Source organism: Pseudomonas canadensis, assembly GCF_030980095.1.
Lineage (GTDB): Bacteria > Pseudomonadota > Gammaproteobacteria > Pseudomonadales > Pseudomonadaceae > Aquipseudomonas > Aquipseudomonas canadensis.
The window spans coordinates 704,959-721,550 of the sequence record NZ_CP133298.1 but is presented as its reverse complement, the minus strand read 5'-3'; the positions used below and the strand labels follow the sequence as shown (position 1 = coordinate 721,550).

General features: G+C 61.5%; 16 protein-coding genes. 10 read left to right on the top strand and 6 right to left on the bottom strand.

Annotated features, from left to right (window positions below; genetic code table 11):
- Positions 1 to 12: 12 nt before the first annotated feature.
- Complete coding sequence (locus RB216_RS03165) at positions 13 to 1,026, top strand: zinc-binding alcohol dehydrogenase family protein (protein WP_028615611.1); 1,014 nt, start codon at positions 13 to 15, stop codon at positions 1,024 to 1,026.
- A gap of 146 nt (positions 1,027 to 1,172) precedes the next feature.
- Entirely contained in the window at positions 1,173 to 1,355 is a 183-nt protein-coding gene (locus RB216_RS03160; protein WP_016977039.1) for a hypothetical protein, read from the top strand.
- A gap of 8 nt (positions 1,356 to 1,363) precedes the next feature.
- On the opposite strand, the gene RB216_RS03155 is transcribed toward RB216_RS03160, so the two are convergent.
- Positions 1,364 to 2,557, bottom strand: coding sequence for a multidrug effflux MFS transporter (locus RB216_RS03155; RefSeq protein WP_308908308.1), 1,194 nt, complete (start codon positions 2,555 to 2,557; stop codon positions 1,364 to 1,366).
- An 85-nt stretch (positions 2,558 to 2,642) separates the two neighbouring features.
- The gene (locus tag RB216_RS03150; protein WP_016977037.1) at positions 2,643 to 2,840 is read right to left on the bottom strand and encodes a heavy-metal-associated domain-containing protein; all 198 of its coding nucleotides are present in this window, start codon (positions 2,838 to 2,840) and stop codon (positions 2,643 to 2,645) included.
- A gap of 147 nt (positions 2,841 to 2,987) precedes the next feature.
- Here RB216_RS03150 and RB216_RS03145 point away from each other — a divergent pair, with 147 nt between their 5' ends.
- The 3 genes from RB216_RS03145 to cueR all read left to right on the top strand — a co-directional run bounded on the left by RB216_RS03145 (position 2,988) and on the right by cueR (position 6,034).
- Positions 2,988 to 3,368, top strand: a complete 381-nt coding sequence (locus RB216_RS03145) for a hypothetical protein (protein ID WP_028615609.1) — start codon at positions 2,988 to 2,990, stop codon at positions 3,366 to 3,368.
- A gap of 66 nt (positions 3,369 to 3,434) precedes the next feature.
- Complete coding sequence (locus tag RB216_RS03140) at positions 3,435 to 5,636, top strand: heavy metal translocating P-type ATPase (protein ID WP_308908307.1); 2,202 nt, start codon at positions 3,435 to 3,437, stop codon at positions 5,634 to 5,636.
- Positions 5,633 to 6,034, top strand: a complete 402-nt coding sequence (gene cueR, locus RB216_RS03135) for a Cu(I)-responsive transcriptional regulator (protein WP_028615607.1) — start codon at positions 5,633 to 5,635, stop codon at positions 6,032 to 6,034. The genes RB216_RS03140 and cueR overlap by 4 nt, the downstream gene beginning before the upstream one ends.
- 146 nt (positions 6,035 to 6,180) lie before the next feature.
- Here cueR and RB216_RS03130 read toward each other — a convergent pair whose 3' ends face one another.
- Together RB216_RS03130 and RB216_RS03125 are read right to left on the bottom strand one after the other, a co-directional pair.
- Complete coding sequence (locus tag RB216_RS03130) at positions 6,181 to 7,080, bottom strand: PA4780 family RIO1-like protein kinase (protein WP_028615606.1); 900 nt, start codon at positions 7,078 to 7,080, stop codon at positions 6,181 to 6,183.
- A 124-nt stretch (positions 7,081 to 7,204) separates the two neighbouring features.
- Positions 7,205 to 8,482, bottom strand: coding sequence for an acetyl-CoA C-acetyltransferase (locus RB216_RS03125; protein WP_308908306.1), 1,278 nt, complete (start codon positions 8,480 to 8,482; stop codon positions 7,205 to 7,207).
- A gap of 114 nt (positions 8,483 to 8,596) precedes the next feature.
- Here RB216_RS03125 and RB216_RS03120 point away from each other — a divergent pair, with 114 nt between their 5' ends.
- The 4 genes from RB216_RS03120 to RB216_RS03105 all read left to right on the top strand — a co-directional run bounded on the left by RB216_RS03120 (position 8,597) and on the right by RB216_RS03105 (position 14,643).
- Positions 8,597 to 9,940: a 3-oxoacyl-ACP reductase gene (locus RB216_RS03120; RefSeq protein WP_308908305.1), complete on the top strand. Its 1,344-nt coding sequence runs from the start codon at positions 8,597 to 8,599 to the stop codon at positions 9,938 to 9,940.
- Between the two features lie 2 nt (positions 9,941 to 9,942).
- A complete protein-coding gene (locus tag RB216_RS03115) occupies positions 9,943 to 10,791 on the top strand; it encodes a MaoC family dehydratase (protein WP_068933809.1) in 849 nt (282 codons plus the stop codon).
- A gap of 301 nt (positions 10,792 to 11,092) precedes the next feature.
- On the top strand, positions 11,093 to 12,787 hold the full coding sequence (locus RB216_RS03110) for a collagen-like triple helix repeat-containing protein (protein WP_308908304.1): 1,695 nt from the start codon (positions 11,093 to 11,095) through the stop codon (positions 12,785 to 12,787).
- Between the two features lie 173 nt (positions 12,788 to 12,960).
- Complete coding sequence (locus RB216_RS03105) at positions 12,961 to 14,643, top strand: ShlB/FhaC/HecB family hemolysin secretion/activation protein (protein ID WP_068931572.1); 1,683 nt, start codon at positions 12,961 to 12,963, stop codon at positions 14,641 to 14,643.
- A 28-nt stretch (positions 14,644 to 14,671) separates the two neighbouring features.
- Here the strand turns inward: RB216_RS03105 and RB216_RS03100 are convergent, their stop codons facing one another.
- Together RB216_RS03100 and RB216_RS03095 are read right to left on the bottom strand one after the other, a co-directional pair.
- Entirely contained in the window at positions 14,672 to 15,070 is a 399-nt protein-coding gene (locus tag RB216_RS03100) for a response regulator (protein WP_016977027.1), read from the bottom strand.
- 47 nt (positions 15,071 to 15,117) lie between these two features.
- Positions 15,118 to 15,315, bottom strand: coding sequence for a Flp family type IVb pilin (locus RB216_RS03095; protein ID WP_016977026.1), 198 nt, complete (start codon positions 15,313 to 15,315; stop codon positions 15,118 to 15,120).
- A gap of 332 nt (positions 15,316 to 15,647) precedes the next feature.
- Here RB216_RS03095 and cpaB point away from each other — a divergent pair, with 332 nt between their 5' ends.
- The gene (cpaB, locus tag RB216_RS03090; RefSeq protein ID WP_028615600.1) at positions 15,648 to 16,592 is read left to right on the top strand and encodes a Flp pilus assembly protein CpaB; all 945 of its coding nucleotides are present in this window, start codon (positions 15,648 to 15,650) and stop codon (positions 16,590 to 16,592) included.

Here is a 16,592-nt window from a genome sequence, read left to right as displayed (position 1 = left end):
TCTGGAGCCATCATGAAAGCCATTGCTTACTACGCCTCACTGCCGATCAACGATCCAAACGCCCTGCAAGACATCGAACTGCCTGCGCCTGTCGCCGGCCCGCGTGACTTGCTGGTGGACGTCAAAGCCATCTCGGTCAACCCGGTGGACACCAAGGTTCGCCAGAACGTCGCCCCGGAAAATGGCGCCGCCAAGGTACTGGGCTGGGATGTGGCCGGTGTGGTCAAGGCCGTCGGCAGCGACGTGACGCTGTTCAAGGCCGGCGACAAGGTGTTCTACGCCGGCTCTCTGGTGCGTCCAGGCGGCAACAGCGAATTGCACACCGTGGATGAGCGCATCGTCGGGCATATGCCGAAAAGCCTGGGTTTTGCCGAAGCCGCCGCGTTGCCGCTGACCGCCATCACCGCCTGGGAATTGCTGTTCGAACGCCTGCAAGTGCAGGAAGGGACACAAGACCTAGGCCAGAGCCTGCTGATCGTCGGCGCTGCCGGTGGCGTGGGGTCGATCCTGACCCAACTGGCCAGCCAGCTCACCGCCTTGAAAGTGATCGGCACTGCTTCGCGTCCGCAAACCCAGGAGTGGACCAAGGCCCTTGGCGCTGACCTGGTGATCGACCACAGCCAACCGCTGAGCGAAGCGCTGAAAGCCGCTGGCCATCCGCAAGTGACCCACGTCGCCAGCCTGACCCAGACCGATCATCACTTGGACCAGTTGGTGGAGGCCTTACAACCCCAAGGCAAGCTGGCGCTGATTGACGATCCCAAGGCGCTGGACGTCAGCAAACTCAAGCGCAAGAGCCTGTCGCTGCATTGGGAGTTCATGTACACGCGTTCGATGTTCGAGACCCCGGACATGATCGAACAGCACAACCTGCTCAATCGCGTAGCCGAACTGATCGACGCCGGCACCTTGAAAACCACGGTGGGTGAGCACTTCGGTGTGATCAATGCGGCGAACCTGCGCCGTGCCCATGCACTGCTGGAAAGCGGCAAGGCCAAGGGCAAGATCGTGCTGGAAGGCTTCTGAAAAAATAGCTGTCAGGGTCGTCCATTATTCATGTAAGTAATGGACGACACCGCTAGTCAGACAGTTGACCTTTGTCATATCTCTGAGGGTATTCGGGTTTATATTGGCCGCCTTTGCCACGATTCTTTTACGTGAGGAAGTCAGCAATGAAAATCCTGATAAAAGCGTTAGCAAAATCCGCAGGCAATAAATGGCAAGTCCGTCTCGACCAGGACGCCTTCACCTTCCGCACCGAGGCAGAGGCCCGTGCCTTTGCCGACACCCTGCAAGCCCGTATCCAGGCGCCCCACCGTTTTCCAAGCAGCCAGCAACGCTCCGCCGCTGGCTGATCCGCTGTTCAGACCTGCGCCTGCAAGGCCCGTTTGCGTTGCAGGCGCTGGGTCGACATTGCGATCGTCACCGCCAACACACCGCACAAGCTGATGACCATCGCCATCGGCATCGCCGTGCCGTCGTGCAAAACTCCGACCAACGACGCCGCCCCCGCCGCCACGCCAAACTGAATGCAACCGAGCAACGCCGAAGCGCTACCGGCCCGTGCACCCTGCCCGCTCATGGCACAGGCCGAAGTATTCGGCAAAATGCAGCCCAGGCTGGCGATGCAAATAAACAGCGGCACCAGTAACGGCAACAACGCATCGGTGCGCAGCGCCGCGATACCCAGCAAGCTCAACGCGGCCAGCAGGTAGACCCACACACTGCGCGACAACAGGAACGCCGGGCCACGCTTGGACAGCAACCGCGCGTTGACCTGCGCCACCAGGATAAAGCCCGCAGCGTTGGAGCCGAACAGCCAGCCGTAATGCTCGGCAGGCACGCCGTAGAGCTGGATGAAGACGAAAGGTGAACCAGCGATGTAGGCAAACATCCCGGCAATCGAGATACCACCGGTGAGGGCATAGCCGAGGTAGACCCGGTCCGACAGCAGCGCAGCATAGCGACGCAGCGACCCGGACAACGGCTGGCGCGGCTGATGGGCCGGGAAGGTTTCCGGCAGCCCGACGGCCACGGCGATGGCCGCCATCACGCTGAAGATCGACAGGGCGAGGAAAATCGACTGCCAGCCCCATATTCCCACCATCAGTCCACCGGCCAGCGGTGCAAGGATCGGCGCCAGGCCTGTGACCAGCATCAACTGGGAAAACACTTTGGCTGAGCCGACCGCGTCGCATTTGTCACTGACCACTGCGCGGGAGATCACCATGCCAGCGCAGCCCCCAAGGGCCTGCACAAAACGCGCGCCGATCAGCCATTCCAGGGAGGGCGCAAAGGCGCAGGCAAATGAAGCCAGGGTAAACAGCGTGACCCCACTGAGCAGCGGGCCGCGTCGGCCAAAGCGGTCAGCCAGTGGGCCATAGATCAATTGGCCGATGGCCAGGCCACCGAAATACACCGCCAGGGTCAGTTGGATGTGTTTTTCGTCGGTCGCGAAGGCCTTGGCCATGGCCGGGAAGCCCGGCAGGTAAAAATCGATCGCCAAGGGCGCGAAGGCGCTCAAGGCACCCAGAATCAGGATTATGCGGAGGTTCATCGGGCACCCAAGTGAGACGGCAGCCCGATAGTCTAGCCGCGCTTGGGTGCATTGAACACGATAGCTCGCTAACTATTTACCTGTATCAGGCAAGCTTGGCGCTGTAGCCCTCTTCGGTGATCGCCTCGATCACCTGTTCGGCAGACAAGCGGCTTTCGACGCCCACTTCCTTCGCGGCCAAGTCGACCTTCACACTGGCCGCCGGATCCTGGCTCTGCACTGCCTGGGTCACCGCTCGAACGCAATGGCCGCAGGTCATTCCTTCAACGCTGAATACTTGCATGACATGACTCCTTTGATGAGGTTGGACCCAGTCTCGACCTTGCCACGATGGCAAGGTCAAGTTCCGGAAATTTCTGCCGGGCTAGTATTTGGCCGCTTCAAAGGCCAAGCTTCACCCATCTTTGATTCACACCACGGAGCATTCGCCATGCGCTGGTCGTTTTTTGCCCTTGCTGGCCTGATGAGCTTGTCGGCCGCTGCGCCCCAAGCCTTCGCCGCAGAAGACTATGCGGTGCTGATCATTTCCCGGGAACGCCTGGAAGTGCCGACCAACTGCGAAATCGGCCTGTACCTGAATGACCAACTCGCGGGTAGGCTGTTCCAGGAACAGGCCACATCGTTCAACTTGCCGGCGGGCAATCTTTCGTTGCGCCTGAAGCTGCTGCCAGGCCAATCCCCTGGCTGCCTGCCGGGGATGTTGGCGCCGCCAGCGCAGAACATCACGCTCAAGGCCGGTGACGTGCGCAAATTGCGCATTGCCCAGGGCCCGGATGGGATGTACCTGAAAGCTGCCGAATTGGAATATTAAAGACGCTTGACCTTCCCCACAGGTCAAGGTTGATCCTAGGGGCAACTTCTCTTGGAGGACTGCCCCATGAATGGATCCACCACCTTTGACCTGCCGATCAGCGGCATGACCTGCGCCAGCTGTGCCGGCCGGGTCGAGCGGGCGCTGGGCAAGGTGCCGGGGGTGCAAAGCGTCAGCGTCAACCTGGCCAATGAACGCGCCCATGTCGAAGTGCTCGGCCAGATGGACCCCGGCGTGTTGATCGCAGCCGTCGACAAAGCCGGCTATACCGCCACGTTGCCCCAGAGCGAAACCGCCACCGACGCGGACCAAGCCCAGCGCCTGCACCGCGAACGTTGGTCGCTGATGCTGGCGATCCTGCTGGCATTGCCATTGGTGCTGCCGATGCTGGTGGAACCCTTCGGCCTGCACTGGATGCTGCCGGCATGGGCACAATTCGCCCTGGCCACCCCCGTGCAGTTCATCTTTGGCGCACGCTTTTATGTCGCCGCCTGGAAAGCCGTGCGTGCCGGTGCTGGCAATATGGACCTGCTGGTGGCGATCGGCACTAGCGCCGGTTATGGCTTGAGTATTTATGAATGGCTCACCGCGCATCCCGGCATGGCACCGCACCTGTACTTCGAAGCCTCGGCGGTGGTGATCGCCCTGGTGCTGCTCGGTAAATATTTGGAGAGCCGCGCCAAGCGCCAGACCGCCAGCGCTATCCGCGCCCTGGAAGCCTTGCGTCCGGAGCGGGCGATTCGGGTGATTGAGGGCCGTGAAGAAGATGTCGCCATCAATGCCCTGAAACTCAATGATCTGGTGCTGGTAAAACCCGGCGAACGCTTCCCGGTGGACGGTGAGGTGGTCGAGGGGCAGAGCCATGCGGACGAAGCCCTGATCAGTGGCGAAAGCCTGCCCGTGCCAAAACAACCCGGCGATAAGGTTACCGGCGGCGCCATCAACGGCGAAGGCCGGCTGCTGGTGCGCACCCTGGCCCTCGGTGCCGAAAGCGTACTGGCGCGGATCATCCGCCTGGTGGAAGACGCCCAGGCCGCCAAGGCTCCGATCCAGAAACTGGTGGATAAAGTCAGCCAGGTCTTCGTCCCGGCCGTGCTGGTGCTGGCGTTGGTGACTGTGGTGGGTTGGTGGCTGTATGGCGCGCCCTTGGAAACGGCAATCATCAATGCCGTCGCGGTCTTGGTGATCGCCTGCCCTTGCGCGCTGGGCCTGGCCACGCCAACTGCGATCATGGCCGGCACGGGTGTTGCCGCGCGCCACGGTATTCTGATCAAGGATGCCGAAGCCCTGGAACGCGCTCATGAAGTGAGCGCGGTGGTCTTCGACAAGACCGGCACCCTCACCTCCGGCGCGCCGAAGATTGCGCACTTGGCAGCCGTGGATGGCAACGAAACCTTGCTGCTGCAACAAGCCGGAGCGTTGCAACGTGGCAGTGAGCACCCGCTGGCAAAGGCCGTGCTGGACGCCTGCAAGGAACAAGGTCTGACAGTGACGGACGTGACCGCCAGCCAATCCCTGACCGGGCGTGGCATCGCCGGCACGCTGGACGGCCTGCAACTGGCTCTGGGCAATCATCGCCTGCTGGAAGAAAGCGGCTTGAACGCGGGCCATCTGGCCGACTCCGCCAAGGCTTGGGAGGCAGAAGGCCGCACCTTGTCCTGGCTGATCGAACAAGGCGCACAACCCCGAGTGCTTGGACTGTTCGCCTTTGGCGACACGCTCAAACCCGGTGCGCTGGAAGCAGTGGAGCAACTCAAGGCCCAGCACATCAGCAGCCACTTGCTCACGGGTGATAATCGCGGCAGTGCCCGCGTGGTGGCCGAGGCATTGGGCATCGACGATGTGTACGCGCAAGTACTGCCTGCCGACAAAGCCGCCACCGTCGCCGAGCTGAAAAAAACCGGGGTTGTCGCAATGGTCGGCGACGGCATCAACGACGCCCCGGCCCTGGCCGCCGCCGATATCGGCATCGCCATGGGTGGCGGCACCGACGTGGCCATGCACGCCGCCGGTATCACCCTGATGCGCGGCGACCCGCGCCTGGTACCTGCGGCACTGGAGATCAGCCGAAAGACCTACGCCAAGATCCGCCAGAACCTGTTTTGGGCCTTTGTGTATAACTTGATCGGCATTCCGCTGGCCGCCTTTGGCCTGCTCAACCCGGTACTGGCCGGCGCGGCGATGGCCTTGTCCAGCGTCAGCGTGGTGAGTAATGCGTTACTGTTGAAGACGTGGAAGCCCAAGAACCTGGAGGATCAGCGCCCATGAACATCGGCCAAGCCGCACGCCAGAGCGGGTTGAGTGCCAAGATGATTCGCTACTACGAATCCATCGGCCTGCTCAAAGCCGCGCATCGCACCGACAGTGGCTATCGCGTGTACGGCCAGGATGACTTGCACACCCTGGCGTTTATCAAACGCTCGAGGGATCTGGGGTTTTCATTGGAAGAGGTCGGCAAGCTGCTGACCCTGTGGCAGGACCGGCAACGGGCCAGCGCCGATGTAAAGGCGTTGGCACGCCAGCATATCGATGAGCTGAACCAGAAGATTCTTGAGCTGGGACAGCTGCGCGATACCTTGCAGGACCTGGTAGAGCACTGCCAAGGCGATCATCGGCCGGATTGCCCGATCCTCAAGGAATTGGCGTCCGGTAGCTGTTGCGCCTGAGAGAGTCTATCTGAATACATACAAACCAAATGTGGGAGCGGGCTTGCTCGCGAATGCGGGGTAAGAGTCGATACATTTGCTGACTGATCCACCGCATTCGCGAGCGAGCCCGCTCCCACATTTTTAGATCTCCATGTATCTGGAGATCACTGCATCCACGGCGGTGGCGGTGGCTCGTCCGGCACCTTGCTCGATGGCGCATCATCCGCCGCGCGGATCGCCTGGCGACGCTCTTCATCCAACCGCGCCGCTTCGATCTCGCGGATCACACCGCCGACATCCGCCAGCTCTTCCGGCTCGTCGAACTCGCCGGTCAATACACTGGCCGGGTGCAGGGTGCCGGCTTCGTAAAGCGCCCACATCTCCTTGGCGTACTTGGTCTTCTTCAACTCCGGAGCAAAGCGCCCAAAGTAGGAGGCCATGTTGCCTACGTCCCGCTCCAGCATGCTGAAGGCGTGGTTGTTGCCCGCCGCATCCACCGCCTGGGGCAGGTCGATGATCACCGGACCGGTCGGCGTGAGCAGCACGTTGAACTCGGACAGGTCACCGTGCACCAGGCCGGTACACAGCATCAGCACGATCTGGGAAATCAGGAAGGCGTGGTATTCGCGCGCCTGGTCCGGTTCCAGCGTGACGTCGTTCAGACGCGGTGCTGCATCACCATACTCGTCGGCCACCAGTTCCATCAGCAGCACGCCTTCGAGGAAGTCGAACGGCTGGGGCACGCGAACGCCCGCACCGGCCAGGCGGAACAACGCCGCCACTTCGGCGTTCTGCCAGGCATCTTCGGTTTCTTTCTTGCCGAACTTGGAGCCCTTGGCCATGGCCCGGGCCTGCCGGCTGTTACGGACCTTACGGCCCTCCTGGTATTCGGATGCCTGACGAAAACTTCGTTTGTTCGCCTCCTTGTAAACCTTGGCGCAACGCAATTCGTTGCCGCAGCGCACCACATAAACAGCTGCTTCTTTACCACTCATGAGTGGGCGCAGCACTTCGTCGACCAGACCGTCTTCGATCAGGGGTTCAATGCGTTTAGGAGTCTTCATCAGCTTTTATTGTGGGTCCTTTATTACCAAATACGCGTATGGCACTCGTTATACGGCAATCAGCGCGTCGGTGGGAGGGGCTACCGACCGTTGATCACTTAAGAATGCAACCAATAGGCCAGTTTCAGCGCTCTATGATCGCTGTAACCCCTTGCCCGCCCGCCGCACAGATGGATATCAGCCCGCGGCCTTTGCCCTCCGCATCCAGCAACTTGGCCAGATTGGCGACGATACGCCCACCCGTGGCGGCAAACGGGTGCCCGGCGGCTAGGGAGCTGCCTTTCACATTGAGCCGGCTACGGTCGATAGCACCCAAGGGTGCGTCGAGTCCCAGGCGTGTCTTGCAGTAGTCCGCGTCTTCCCAGGCCTTGAGCGTGCACAACACTTGGGCAGCGAAGGCTTCGTGAATCTCGTAGTAATCGAAGTCCTGCAGCGTCAGACCATTCCTCGCCAGCAAGCGCGGCACCGCATACACCGGCGCCATCAGCAGGCCTTCGGCGCCGTTGACGAAATCCACTGCCGCCGCTTCGCCATCGCGCAAGTACGCGAGGATCGGCAAACCGCGCTCTTTAGCCCAGGCTTCACTGCCCAAGAGCACCAGCGAGGCGCCATCGGTGAGCGGCGTGGAGTTGCCGGCGGTGAGCGTGCCCTTTTCGCTGCGCTCGAAAGCGGGCTTGAGGGTCGCGAGTTTTTCCAGAGTCAGGTCGGGCCGCAGGTTGTTGTCGCGGGTCAGGCCCAGAAACGGGGTGAGCAAATCGTTATGCCAGCCTTCGGCATAGGCGGCGGCCATTTTCTGGTGGCTTTCCAGCGCCAGCTGGTCCTGCTCGGCGCGGGGAATTTGCCAGGTCTGCGCCATCAATTCGCAGTGTTGCCCCATGGACAAACCCGTACGTGGTTCGCCATTGCGCGGCAGTTCCGGCTTGAGGTGATGGGGACGAAGTTGTAACAGGACTTTTAATTTATCCGCCACGGATTTGCTGCGGTTGGCCTGCAGCAGGATCTTGCGCAGGCCTTCATTCACCCCGATCGGAGCGTCGGAGGTGGTGTCCACCCCGCCAGCAATCCCGCATTCAATCTGACCCAGGGCGATCTTGTTGGCCACCAGCAACGCCGCTTCCAGACCGGTGCCGCACGCCTGCTGGATGTCATAGGCCGGCGTTTGCGGCGACAGGCGCGAGCCCAGCACGCACTCGCGAGTGAGGTTGAAGTCGCGCGAATGCTTGAGTACTGCGCCAGCGGCCACCTCACCCATGCGAAGGCCGTGCAGGTTGTAGCGTTCGATCAGGCCTTCCAGGGCGGCGGTCAGCATGGCCTGGTTACTCGCCGTGGCGTAAGGGCCATTAGAGCGAGCGAAGGGAATGCGGTTACCGCCGATGATCGCCACACGGCGCAATTGAGTCATGGAAAGCTCCCTGAAGGTTGTGGGTGGAATCATTCAGCCTAGCCTAGGCTCAATCGAACGACTGCCGCCCCGGGGTGGTCAACCCTTTGAACCCCAGCCTTCGGAGAGCGTTCCATGTCTGACCGTTATATCGACTTCGCCAACTCAAGCCTCGGCCATCGCCTGGTCGCCGCCATTGGCCTGCCGTCACCGGTACGCCTGGAACGCTGGCAAGCCGGGCGCCTGCGTCCGGTGGAAGGTGCTTTGCTGCTGGGCGGCGGCGCGCTGGCGGGCAACGTGCAGGCGTTTGCCCACAAGCTCACCGACGCGATTTATACCTACGGCGCGCAGACGTCGACGTGGATCCCCGGTCACGGTCCCAAGCTCAAGGCCGTGGTGTTCGACGCCAGCGACTTGCAGCACACCGATCAACTCAAGCAACTGCGCGAATTCTTCCAGCCGCTGCTGAAAAACCTGGATAACAGCGCCCACCTGGTGATCCTCGGCCGCGCGCCGGAAAGCCTCAGCGACCCCTTCGCCGCCAGTGCCCAGCGCGCCCTGGAAGGCTTCAGCCGCTCGCTGGCCAAGGAACTGCGCAATGGCGGCGTGCTGCAATTGCTTTATGTGGGCGACGGTGCCGAAGACCAACTGGAAGGCGCGCTGCGCTTCTTCCTCTCGCCCAAAAGCGCGTATATCTCGGGGCAAGTCATTCGCCTGGACGCTTGCGCCACACCCGTCGAGGACTGGACGCGGCCCCTGGCCGGGCGCAAAGCGCTGGTCACTGGCGCAGCCCGAGGCATCGGTGCCTCCATCGCCGAAACCCTGGCCCGCGACGGCGCCGAGGTAATTTTGCTGGACGTGCCCCAGGCCAAGGCCGACCTCGAAGCCCTGGCCGCGCGCCTGGGGGCACGCCCGATCGCGCTGGATATCTGCGCTGCAGATGCCGCCAGCCAATTGATCGAACACCTACCCGATGGCCTCGACATTCTGGTACACAACGCCGGGATCACTCGCGACAAGACCCTGGCCAACATGACCCCGGAATACTGGGACGCGGTGCTGGCGGTCAACCTCAATGCGCCGCAGGTACTGACCAAGGCGCTGCTCGACAGCGGCACCCTGCATGACAACGCCCGCGTGGTGTTGCTGGCGTCGATCAGCGGCATCGCCGGCAACCGTGGGCAGACCAACTACGCCGCAAGCAAAGCGGGATTGATCGGCCTTGCGCAGGCCTGGGCACCGCTGCTCCAGGGGCGCGGCATCAGTATCAACGCCGTGGCGCCCGGCTTTATCGAAACCCAGATGACTGCGCATATTCCGTTTGCCTTGCGTGAGGCCGGACGACGCATGAGTTCGCTGGGCCAGGGCGGCCTGCCGCAGGACGTCGCCGAAGCAGTAGCCTGGCTCGCCCAACCGGGCTCCGGGGCGGTTAGCGGTCAAGCGCTGCGAGTGTGTGGGCAAAGCCTCTTGGGAGCATGAACATGCAATGGAAGACGCTAGGCACTACACCATTCCTGCTGCCGTTGTATTGGCGCGCCGCGCTCAAGCGCAAGATCACCGGCAACATATTGCCCGAGCAGGGGTTGCGCTGTCGGGTGAGCATCAACTTCGAGCAAGTAGCGGCGTACCGCAAGGTCTGCGGTTTTGCCGACAGCCCGATCCTGCCGGCGACTTATCCGCATATCCTGGCGTTCGGGTTGCAGATGCAGTTGCTCACCGACGACAGTTTTCCCTTCCCGTTGCTGGGGTTGATTCACCTGAGTAACCGCATCCGTATCCATCGCCCGCTCGGGGGTGTGAGTGAGTTGTCCATCGCTGTCCACACGCAGAACCTCAAGCCCCATCCCAAGGGCGCGACCTTTGATCTGATCACCACCGTCGAGGACTCCCTCGGCCTGCTGTGGGAAGCCGAAAGCCGCATGCTTTGCCGGGGCGTAAAGCTCGAAAGTGAACCCGAGGATGACGCCCAGCCTTCCCCCACTCAGGTCAGCGAACTGACCCGCTGGAAAGCCCCCGCCGATATCGGCCGCCGTTATGCGCGGGTCTCCGGCGACTACAACCCGATCCACCTCAGCGCCCTCACTGCCAAGCTGTTCGGTTTTCCCCAGGCCATCGCCCACGGGCTGTGGAACAAGGCGCACACCCTTGCCGCCCTCGGCGAACACCTGCCCGCCGCCAATATCGAGATCAGCGTCGAGTTCAAAAAACCCGTGCGCCTGCCCGGTGAAGTGACGTTGTTGACCAGCGCCGCCGGCTCCAGCGGTGAGTTGTGGTTAAAAGGCGCGGGCGATATTGAACATATGGTAGGCAAGTGGTGGCCGATCGCCTGAAAGAAACCGGTTAATTGTATATATACACCCTAAGTAATAGCGGACTTTTTCACGTCCGCTTTTTTATTCAAGCCATTGATTCAAAACGCATATACATCTTGATACATCCTTGCCTTATACCCTTGGTATTAGTTACTTAACCGGTACACCCGTGCCGTATATAAATCGTTAATACCAAGTAGAGCATTGAGCGAACGCACCGCCGGGGCTGTGATAGCCATACGGACAAACACATTGCTACCCCGAGAAGTAGCGAGTGTTTGAAGACAACCAAGGTTGTACAGGTGCAAGGAACTCAATCATGAAAACTCAAGTCGTGTTTTGGAAAGCAAGTACCGCGCTGGCCCTGGCCGTAGCACTGGCACTCGGCGGCTGCAGCAGCGGTGGTGGTGGGCACAAATCCAGCGTGGCATCGTCCTCACCCGATGCGGGTGCAGGAACAGGTGGCGGCACTGGCGGTGGCACAGATGGCGGTACGGGTGGCGGCACAGGTGGTGGCACCGGTGGCGGCACAGGTGGTGGCACCGGTGGCGGCACAGGTGGTGGCACCGGTGGCGGCACAGGTGGTGGCACCGGCGGCGGTACGGGTGGCGGCACCGGCGGCGGTACGGGTGGCGGCACCGGCGGTGGTACTGGTGGCGGCACAGGCGGTGGCACCGGCGGCGGAACAGGTGGTGGTACGGGTGGTGGCACGGGTTCGACAACCACTCCCCTGGTGACTGGCCAGATTGCCGGCACTCTGGGCGGTACTGTCGGTAACGTGGGCGCTGCGGTCGGCGACCTTGGCGACACCTTGAACAACGTTCCCATCGTTGGCACTACGGCTGGCGGTCTCGTCACTGCTACCGGCAACGCCGTCACCAGCATTGGCACTGGCGTCACTGCCGGACTGGGCTCTCTGGGTACCAACAGCAACTCCCTCGGCATTACCGTGGCGGGGGTCGGTAACGGCGTTGCCGACCTGGGCGACGGTCTTTCGACGACCGGCAAATCCCTGTCGACCACACTGGGCGGCGTTCCGGTGGTGGGTGGTTTGACCGGCGGCGTAGGCGGTGCTGCCGGCGGCGTGGTCGATAAGGTGGGCCAGACCGTCACCATGCTCGGCGATACCTTGAGCACTGCCAGCACCACCGGGCCGCTGGGTTCTCTCACTAACACGGTCGGCGGTAAAGTGTTGGTGCCTGTGGTCTCGCTGGTGGAAAACACCACGGGCAACCTCGGCAAGGCCACCGGTCTTGGCAACCCGGTCAATGGTCTGCTGGATAAAGTCGGCTCCACTGTGACCGGCCTGGGTGGTCAGGTTGCCAGCGCAGGGGGTACCGGCAACCCGGTGACCAATATCGTGGGCGGTGCATTGACCGGCGTCGGTGGCGTGCTCGACAAGTCCGGTGGCTATGTCGCCCCAGCGGGCGGCGCTTCGAAACCCGGCCTGCCTGAGTTGGTGGGTGGCTTGGTCGCCAACGTCGGTAATGGCCTGAATGCCGGCAACACCAATGGCACCGTGAGCGCGGCAGGCGTGACCGGTGGAGCATTGGGTGGCACTGTCGCTTCTCTCGGCACAATCATTGGCGGCAATGGCGTCGCCAATACTGCAGCGACGTCGCCCGTTGCCGGCTTGGCGACAAACGTCGGCGCGGCCCTTAACCCAGTGACCTCCGGTGTCGCCAGCCTGACGCAAAACATCGGAAACACCACGGGCATCGGCGCTCCGGTCAATGGCCTGGTGACTCAAGTCGGTGGCGCCGTCAGCGGTATCGGTGCCAACCTGACGGCGGCCAACGCCAACCCGATCACCAATGCCCTCGGCGGCACCGTCAGTGCGGTGGGCAGTACCGTAGGCTCGGTCGGTGGGTTGGTCACAGGCGGTACCGGCACCAGCGGCGGTCTGCTTGGCGGACTGAACGTAGGCGCCAACGCCTCGGCGGGTGGCAGCGCGAATGCAAATACCGGCGGCGGCCTGGGCGGTTTATTGAACGGCCTGACCGGCAAAAAATAGAATTGCACCTGGCCGATTAGACGGCCTCCCCTACAGCGCCTACGCTTGGTTGAGACGAGAGACCCCAATAAGTCTCTCGTCTTTTTTATGGGGCCTGGAACATGCCCCACCCGAACCGAGTCCCAGAACCCGGCGGGCCCGAAACGCTGCTGCAGTTGACCATGGAGTGTCCTATGCGCGTGTTGACGCCGTTGTTATTGCTTACTCTCAGTGCCTACGCCCAAGCCGAGACCCTTCCCAGCTTCCTCAACAGCAACGACACCATCCGCAACCTGCCAGTGCCCAACCTTCCCGCCGACGCCTATCGACCGGCCACGCCACAGACCCAGGTGCCCGAAACACCGCCTACTCAGGGCCAGCCGCTGTTGATGGACACCAAGGTCACGATTCGCAAGCTGCAGATCGAGGGTGGCACCATCTACCCGCTCGACGAGACCGCCAAGGCCTACGAACCGTTGTTTGGTCATGAGACCAACCTGGCGCAACTGATCGAAGCCACCCGTGGCGTTACCCGTCGCTACCAGCAGGACGGCTACCTGCTGTCCTACGCATTCCTGCCCCAACAGAGCTTCGAAAATGGCCTGGTGCGCGTGATTCTGGTGGAAGGCTATATCAAGGACTACCAGCAAACTGGCGATATCGGCTCGGTCTCGGCTTACGTCGACAAACTGGCCAATAAACTCCTGACCGAACGCCCTCTGACCCGCAAGACCTTCGAGCGCTATACCACGCTCATGGGCCGTATCCCCGGCGTCACACTGCAAGCGCAAGTACCCGCGCCGGGCACCACCGACGGTGGCACACACATGCAGATCACTGCCAGCCGCAAGCCCTTCACCAGTAGCATGAGCATGACCGATGACAGCCGCGGAGGCCTGCAGGCCCTGCTTACCGGCACCAGCAACTCCCAGACCTCAATGGGCGAGCAACTCAACGTCAGCGGGCTGTTCCCGCCTGGCGAAGATAAAGAGCACTACTACCGTGTGGGCTACAGCCAGTTCATCAATGCCGAAGGCACCCAGCTGGCGCTCGCCGCCGAACGCTACCGCGCCGACCCCAAAACCAACGTGCAACTGGACGGCGGCTTCGAGCTCAAGCCGCACCAGTCCATCGATCGCTATTCCATCGGCCTCAGCCACCCGCTGATAGCCTCACCGAATGAATCGCTGACCCTCGGCACGCGCCTCTACGCAGTGGACCAAACCACAAGCTACAAACTCTTGGGCTACCCCCAGCGTTTCGACGTTGAAACCAACCTGCGCGCCCTGGCCTTCGAGGGTGACTGGCGCAAGTCCGACACCCGCCAACTGCGTATCCTCAGCGCCGGTCTGTACCAGGGCATCAACGGCATGGGCGCCAGAACCCACAGTGATTTCGAAGGGCTCAAGCCCGACCTGGACTTCTTCCGCCTGCGCCTGTCCGGCGTACAAAGCGACAAGTTCTTCGATAACTGGCAAGGCGTCCTGTCGGGAGCGTTTTACTGGAGCAATGACACCCTGCCGGACAGCGAACGCGCCACGTTCGGTGGGCAGAACTTCGGTCGTGGCTACCCTGACGACCAGGGTTCCGGTGACAAGGGCTGGGGGCTGGCGTATGAGGTCAACTACAGCTACAACCGCGCTGGCGACTGGGTGAGGATTCTGCAGCCCTATATTGTGTTCGACCGCGCCAAGACCTGGTTCAACGATCTGCCGGTCAGAAGCAGCGACCTGTCATCGGCTGCACTCGGGCTGCGCTTCGGGGACAACAAGTACTACAACATAGCCCTGGAAGCGGCCAAGCCGATGTCGGATATCGCGCTGGACAGTTTCAACCGGCGGCCACGGTATACGTTGAGCTTCAGTTATCAGCTCTGATCCTACCCTTTAGGCGCTAGTGGGGCGCCTAAAGCCTGGTTTTCGGGAGGGGAAACAGATTGTTCAACGTATCAATCAACCGAACCAGATAGATCGGCTTGCGAAACAGGTCCAGCACTTGCAGGCGCAGCATGTCGCTCACATCGTCCATTTCGGCGTGGCCCGACATCACAATCACCGGCAGGTGTGAGCGTGAGGTGTGTTCGCGCAGGCGCTTGATCAAGGAGATACCGCTTTCCTCGGGCATGCGCAGATCGGTGATGACCAAGGCGATGTCGGGGTGAAGTGTCAATTCTTGCAGGGCGAAGGTGACGGAGGTGGCGGTAAAACAGACAAATCCCTCGTTTTCGAGGGATTCGGCGAGTTCGATCAAGGCGTCCTCTTCATCGTCCACCAATAGAATTTGCTGGCGTGAAGACGCGCTCATGGCATCACCTTCAAGAGGGGATCATCATAACGGCCACCACAACTAAATCATGTTCCGGTCGGCATATTAGTGGTCATATTGGTGAAAATGGTTTTTACCTTAGTTCCAAGCCCCGTCCCGGCACCCACTATAACGAGCGCTACCAACGCTACGACAATGGCGTATTCGATGCCTGAGGCTCCTTCTTTGCGACTGAAGAATAGTTGGGTTTGGACATACAGCTTCAACACCAGGTCAAGGAACATAAGACTTCTCCCTAAAACGCCACTGGAAGCCGGAACGGCTCTAGTACCAGATAATCGCGGCGTGCCATTAGAGCATTGTCAACAAACCCCAGCCTCACAACTGTAATAACGAATTAATCATAAAGTATTAGTCGTAACGTCAGCCCCTATAAACGCGCCGTATAAAGGCAGCGTTTATAAGCTCACATAATTTTTCTCCAGGGTAATGGCATTTCGTCCTAGCTGAGCTACCTTCAAATAGCCAAATCGTTAGATGTTCATCACAGCCAGGTTGCGGATTAACCCATTCGAATTAATCGGGTGTGCAGTGCAACGGGAAAGGGAGAGCCGTCATGAACAGTCGCATCAGCATGGTCCTGGCCGGCTTGTTGCTGATCGGGGCCTTGATCGCCGGGTACTGGGGGCTTGTTTTAAGCCGCGCTCCGGAGCCTGTCGCAGCCCCCGCCGTACCTGTCGTTTCCGTTGATAACACTGTCGCTGCGGTGGAAGACCAGACCCGCCAACCGGTGGTGGTGCTGGCGCATGACGTGCCCGCTTTTGTGCCACTGACCGACGCCGACCTGATCCTGGAAAAACTGCGCACCGCGCCCGCCGGCAGCCTGACCCAGCTCGATCAAGCCATCGGCCGCATCCCCCTGCGGACCTTGGGCGCAGGCACTTGGCTCACCGAAGAAAGCTTCAGCGCCGGCGGCCCGCTCGCCCGCATGATTCGCCCGAATGAGCGCGCCCTGGCCGTGGCCGTGGATGAGGTGAGCGGCGCTGGGGGCCAACTGACGCCAGGCGATTACGTGGATGTGCTGCTGTTCCTGCGCCAGGATGTCGGTAACGTCGAGCAGTCGGCGCAGATCGTCCTTCCGGCCATGCGCCTGCTCAGCGTCGGTGACCAGTTGGGCCTGGCCAACGATGGCAAACCCGCTGTGCCCCCCCCGGTCACGCCTGAAGAACGCGCCCAAGCCGCCCAACGTCGATACGGCGCACGCACCGTGGTGCTGGCCGTGCCGGAGCCACTGCTAAGCCGACTGATGCTCGCGGCGCAAGCCGGCGTGTTGCGCCTGGCGGTACGTAGCGCCGATGAACAACTGCTCAGTCGCTATTGGGCTGGCGAAAGCGACGCATCAGAGAGACTGGAAAGCGCCAACCGCAACCTCTACCAATTCACCCAACTGGCCTTGACCGGCCCGCCCAAACGCGTCGTCCAAGCCAGCACCGCTGGGCCTGGCGTACGCCGTGGCATTGAAGTGATTCGCGGTGCCCAAGCGGCACCACAAACTCCGTGA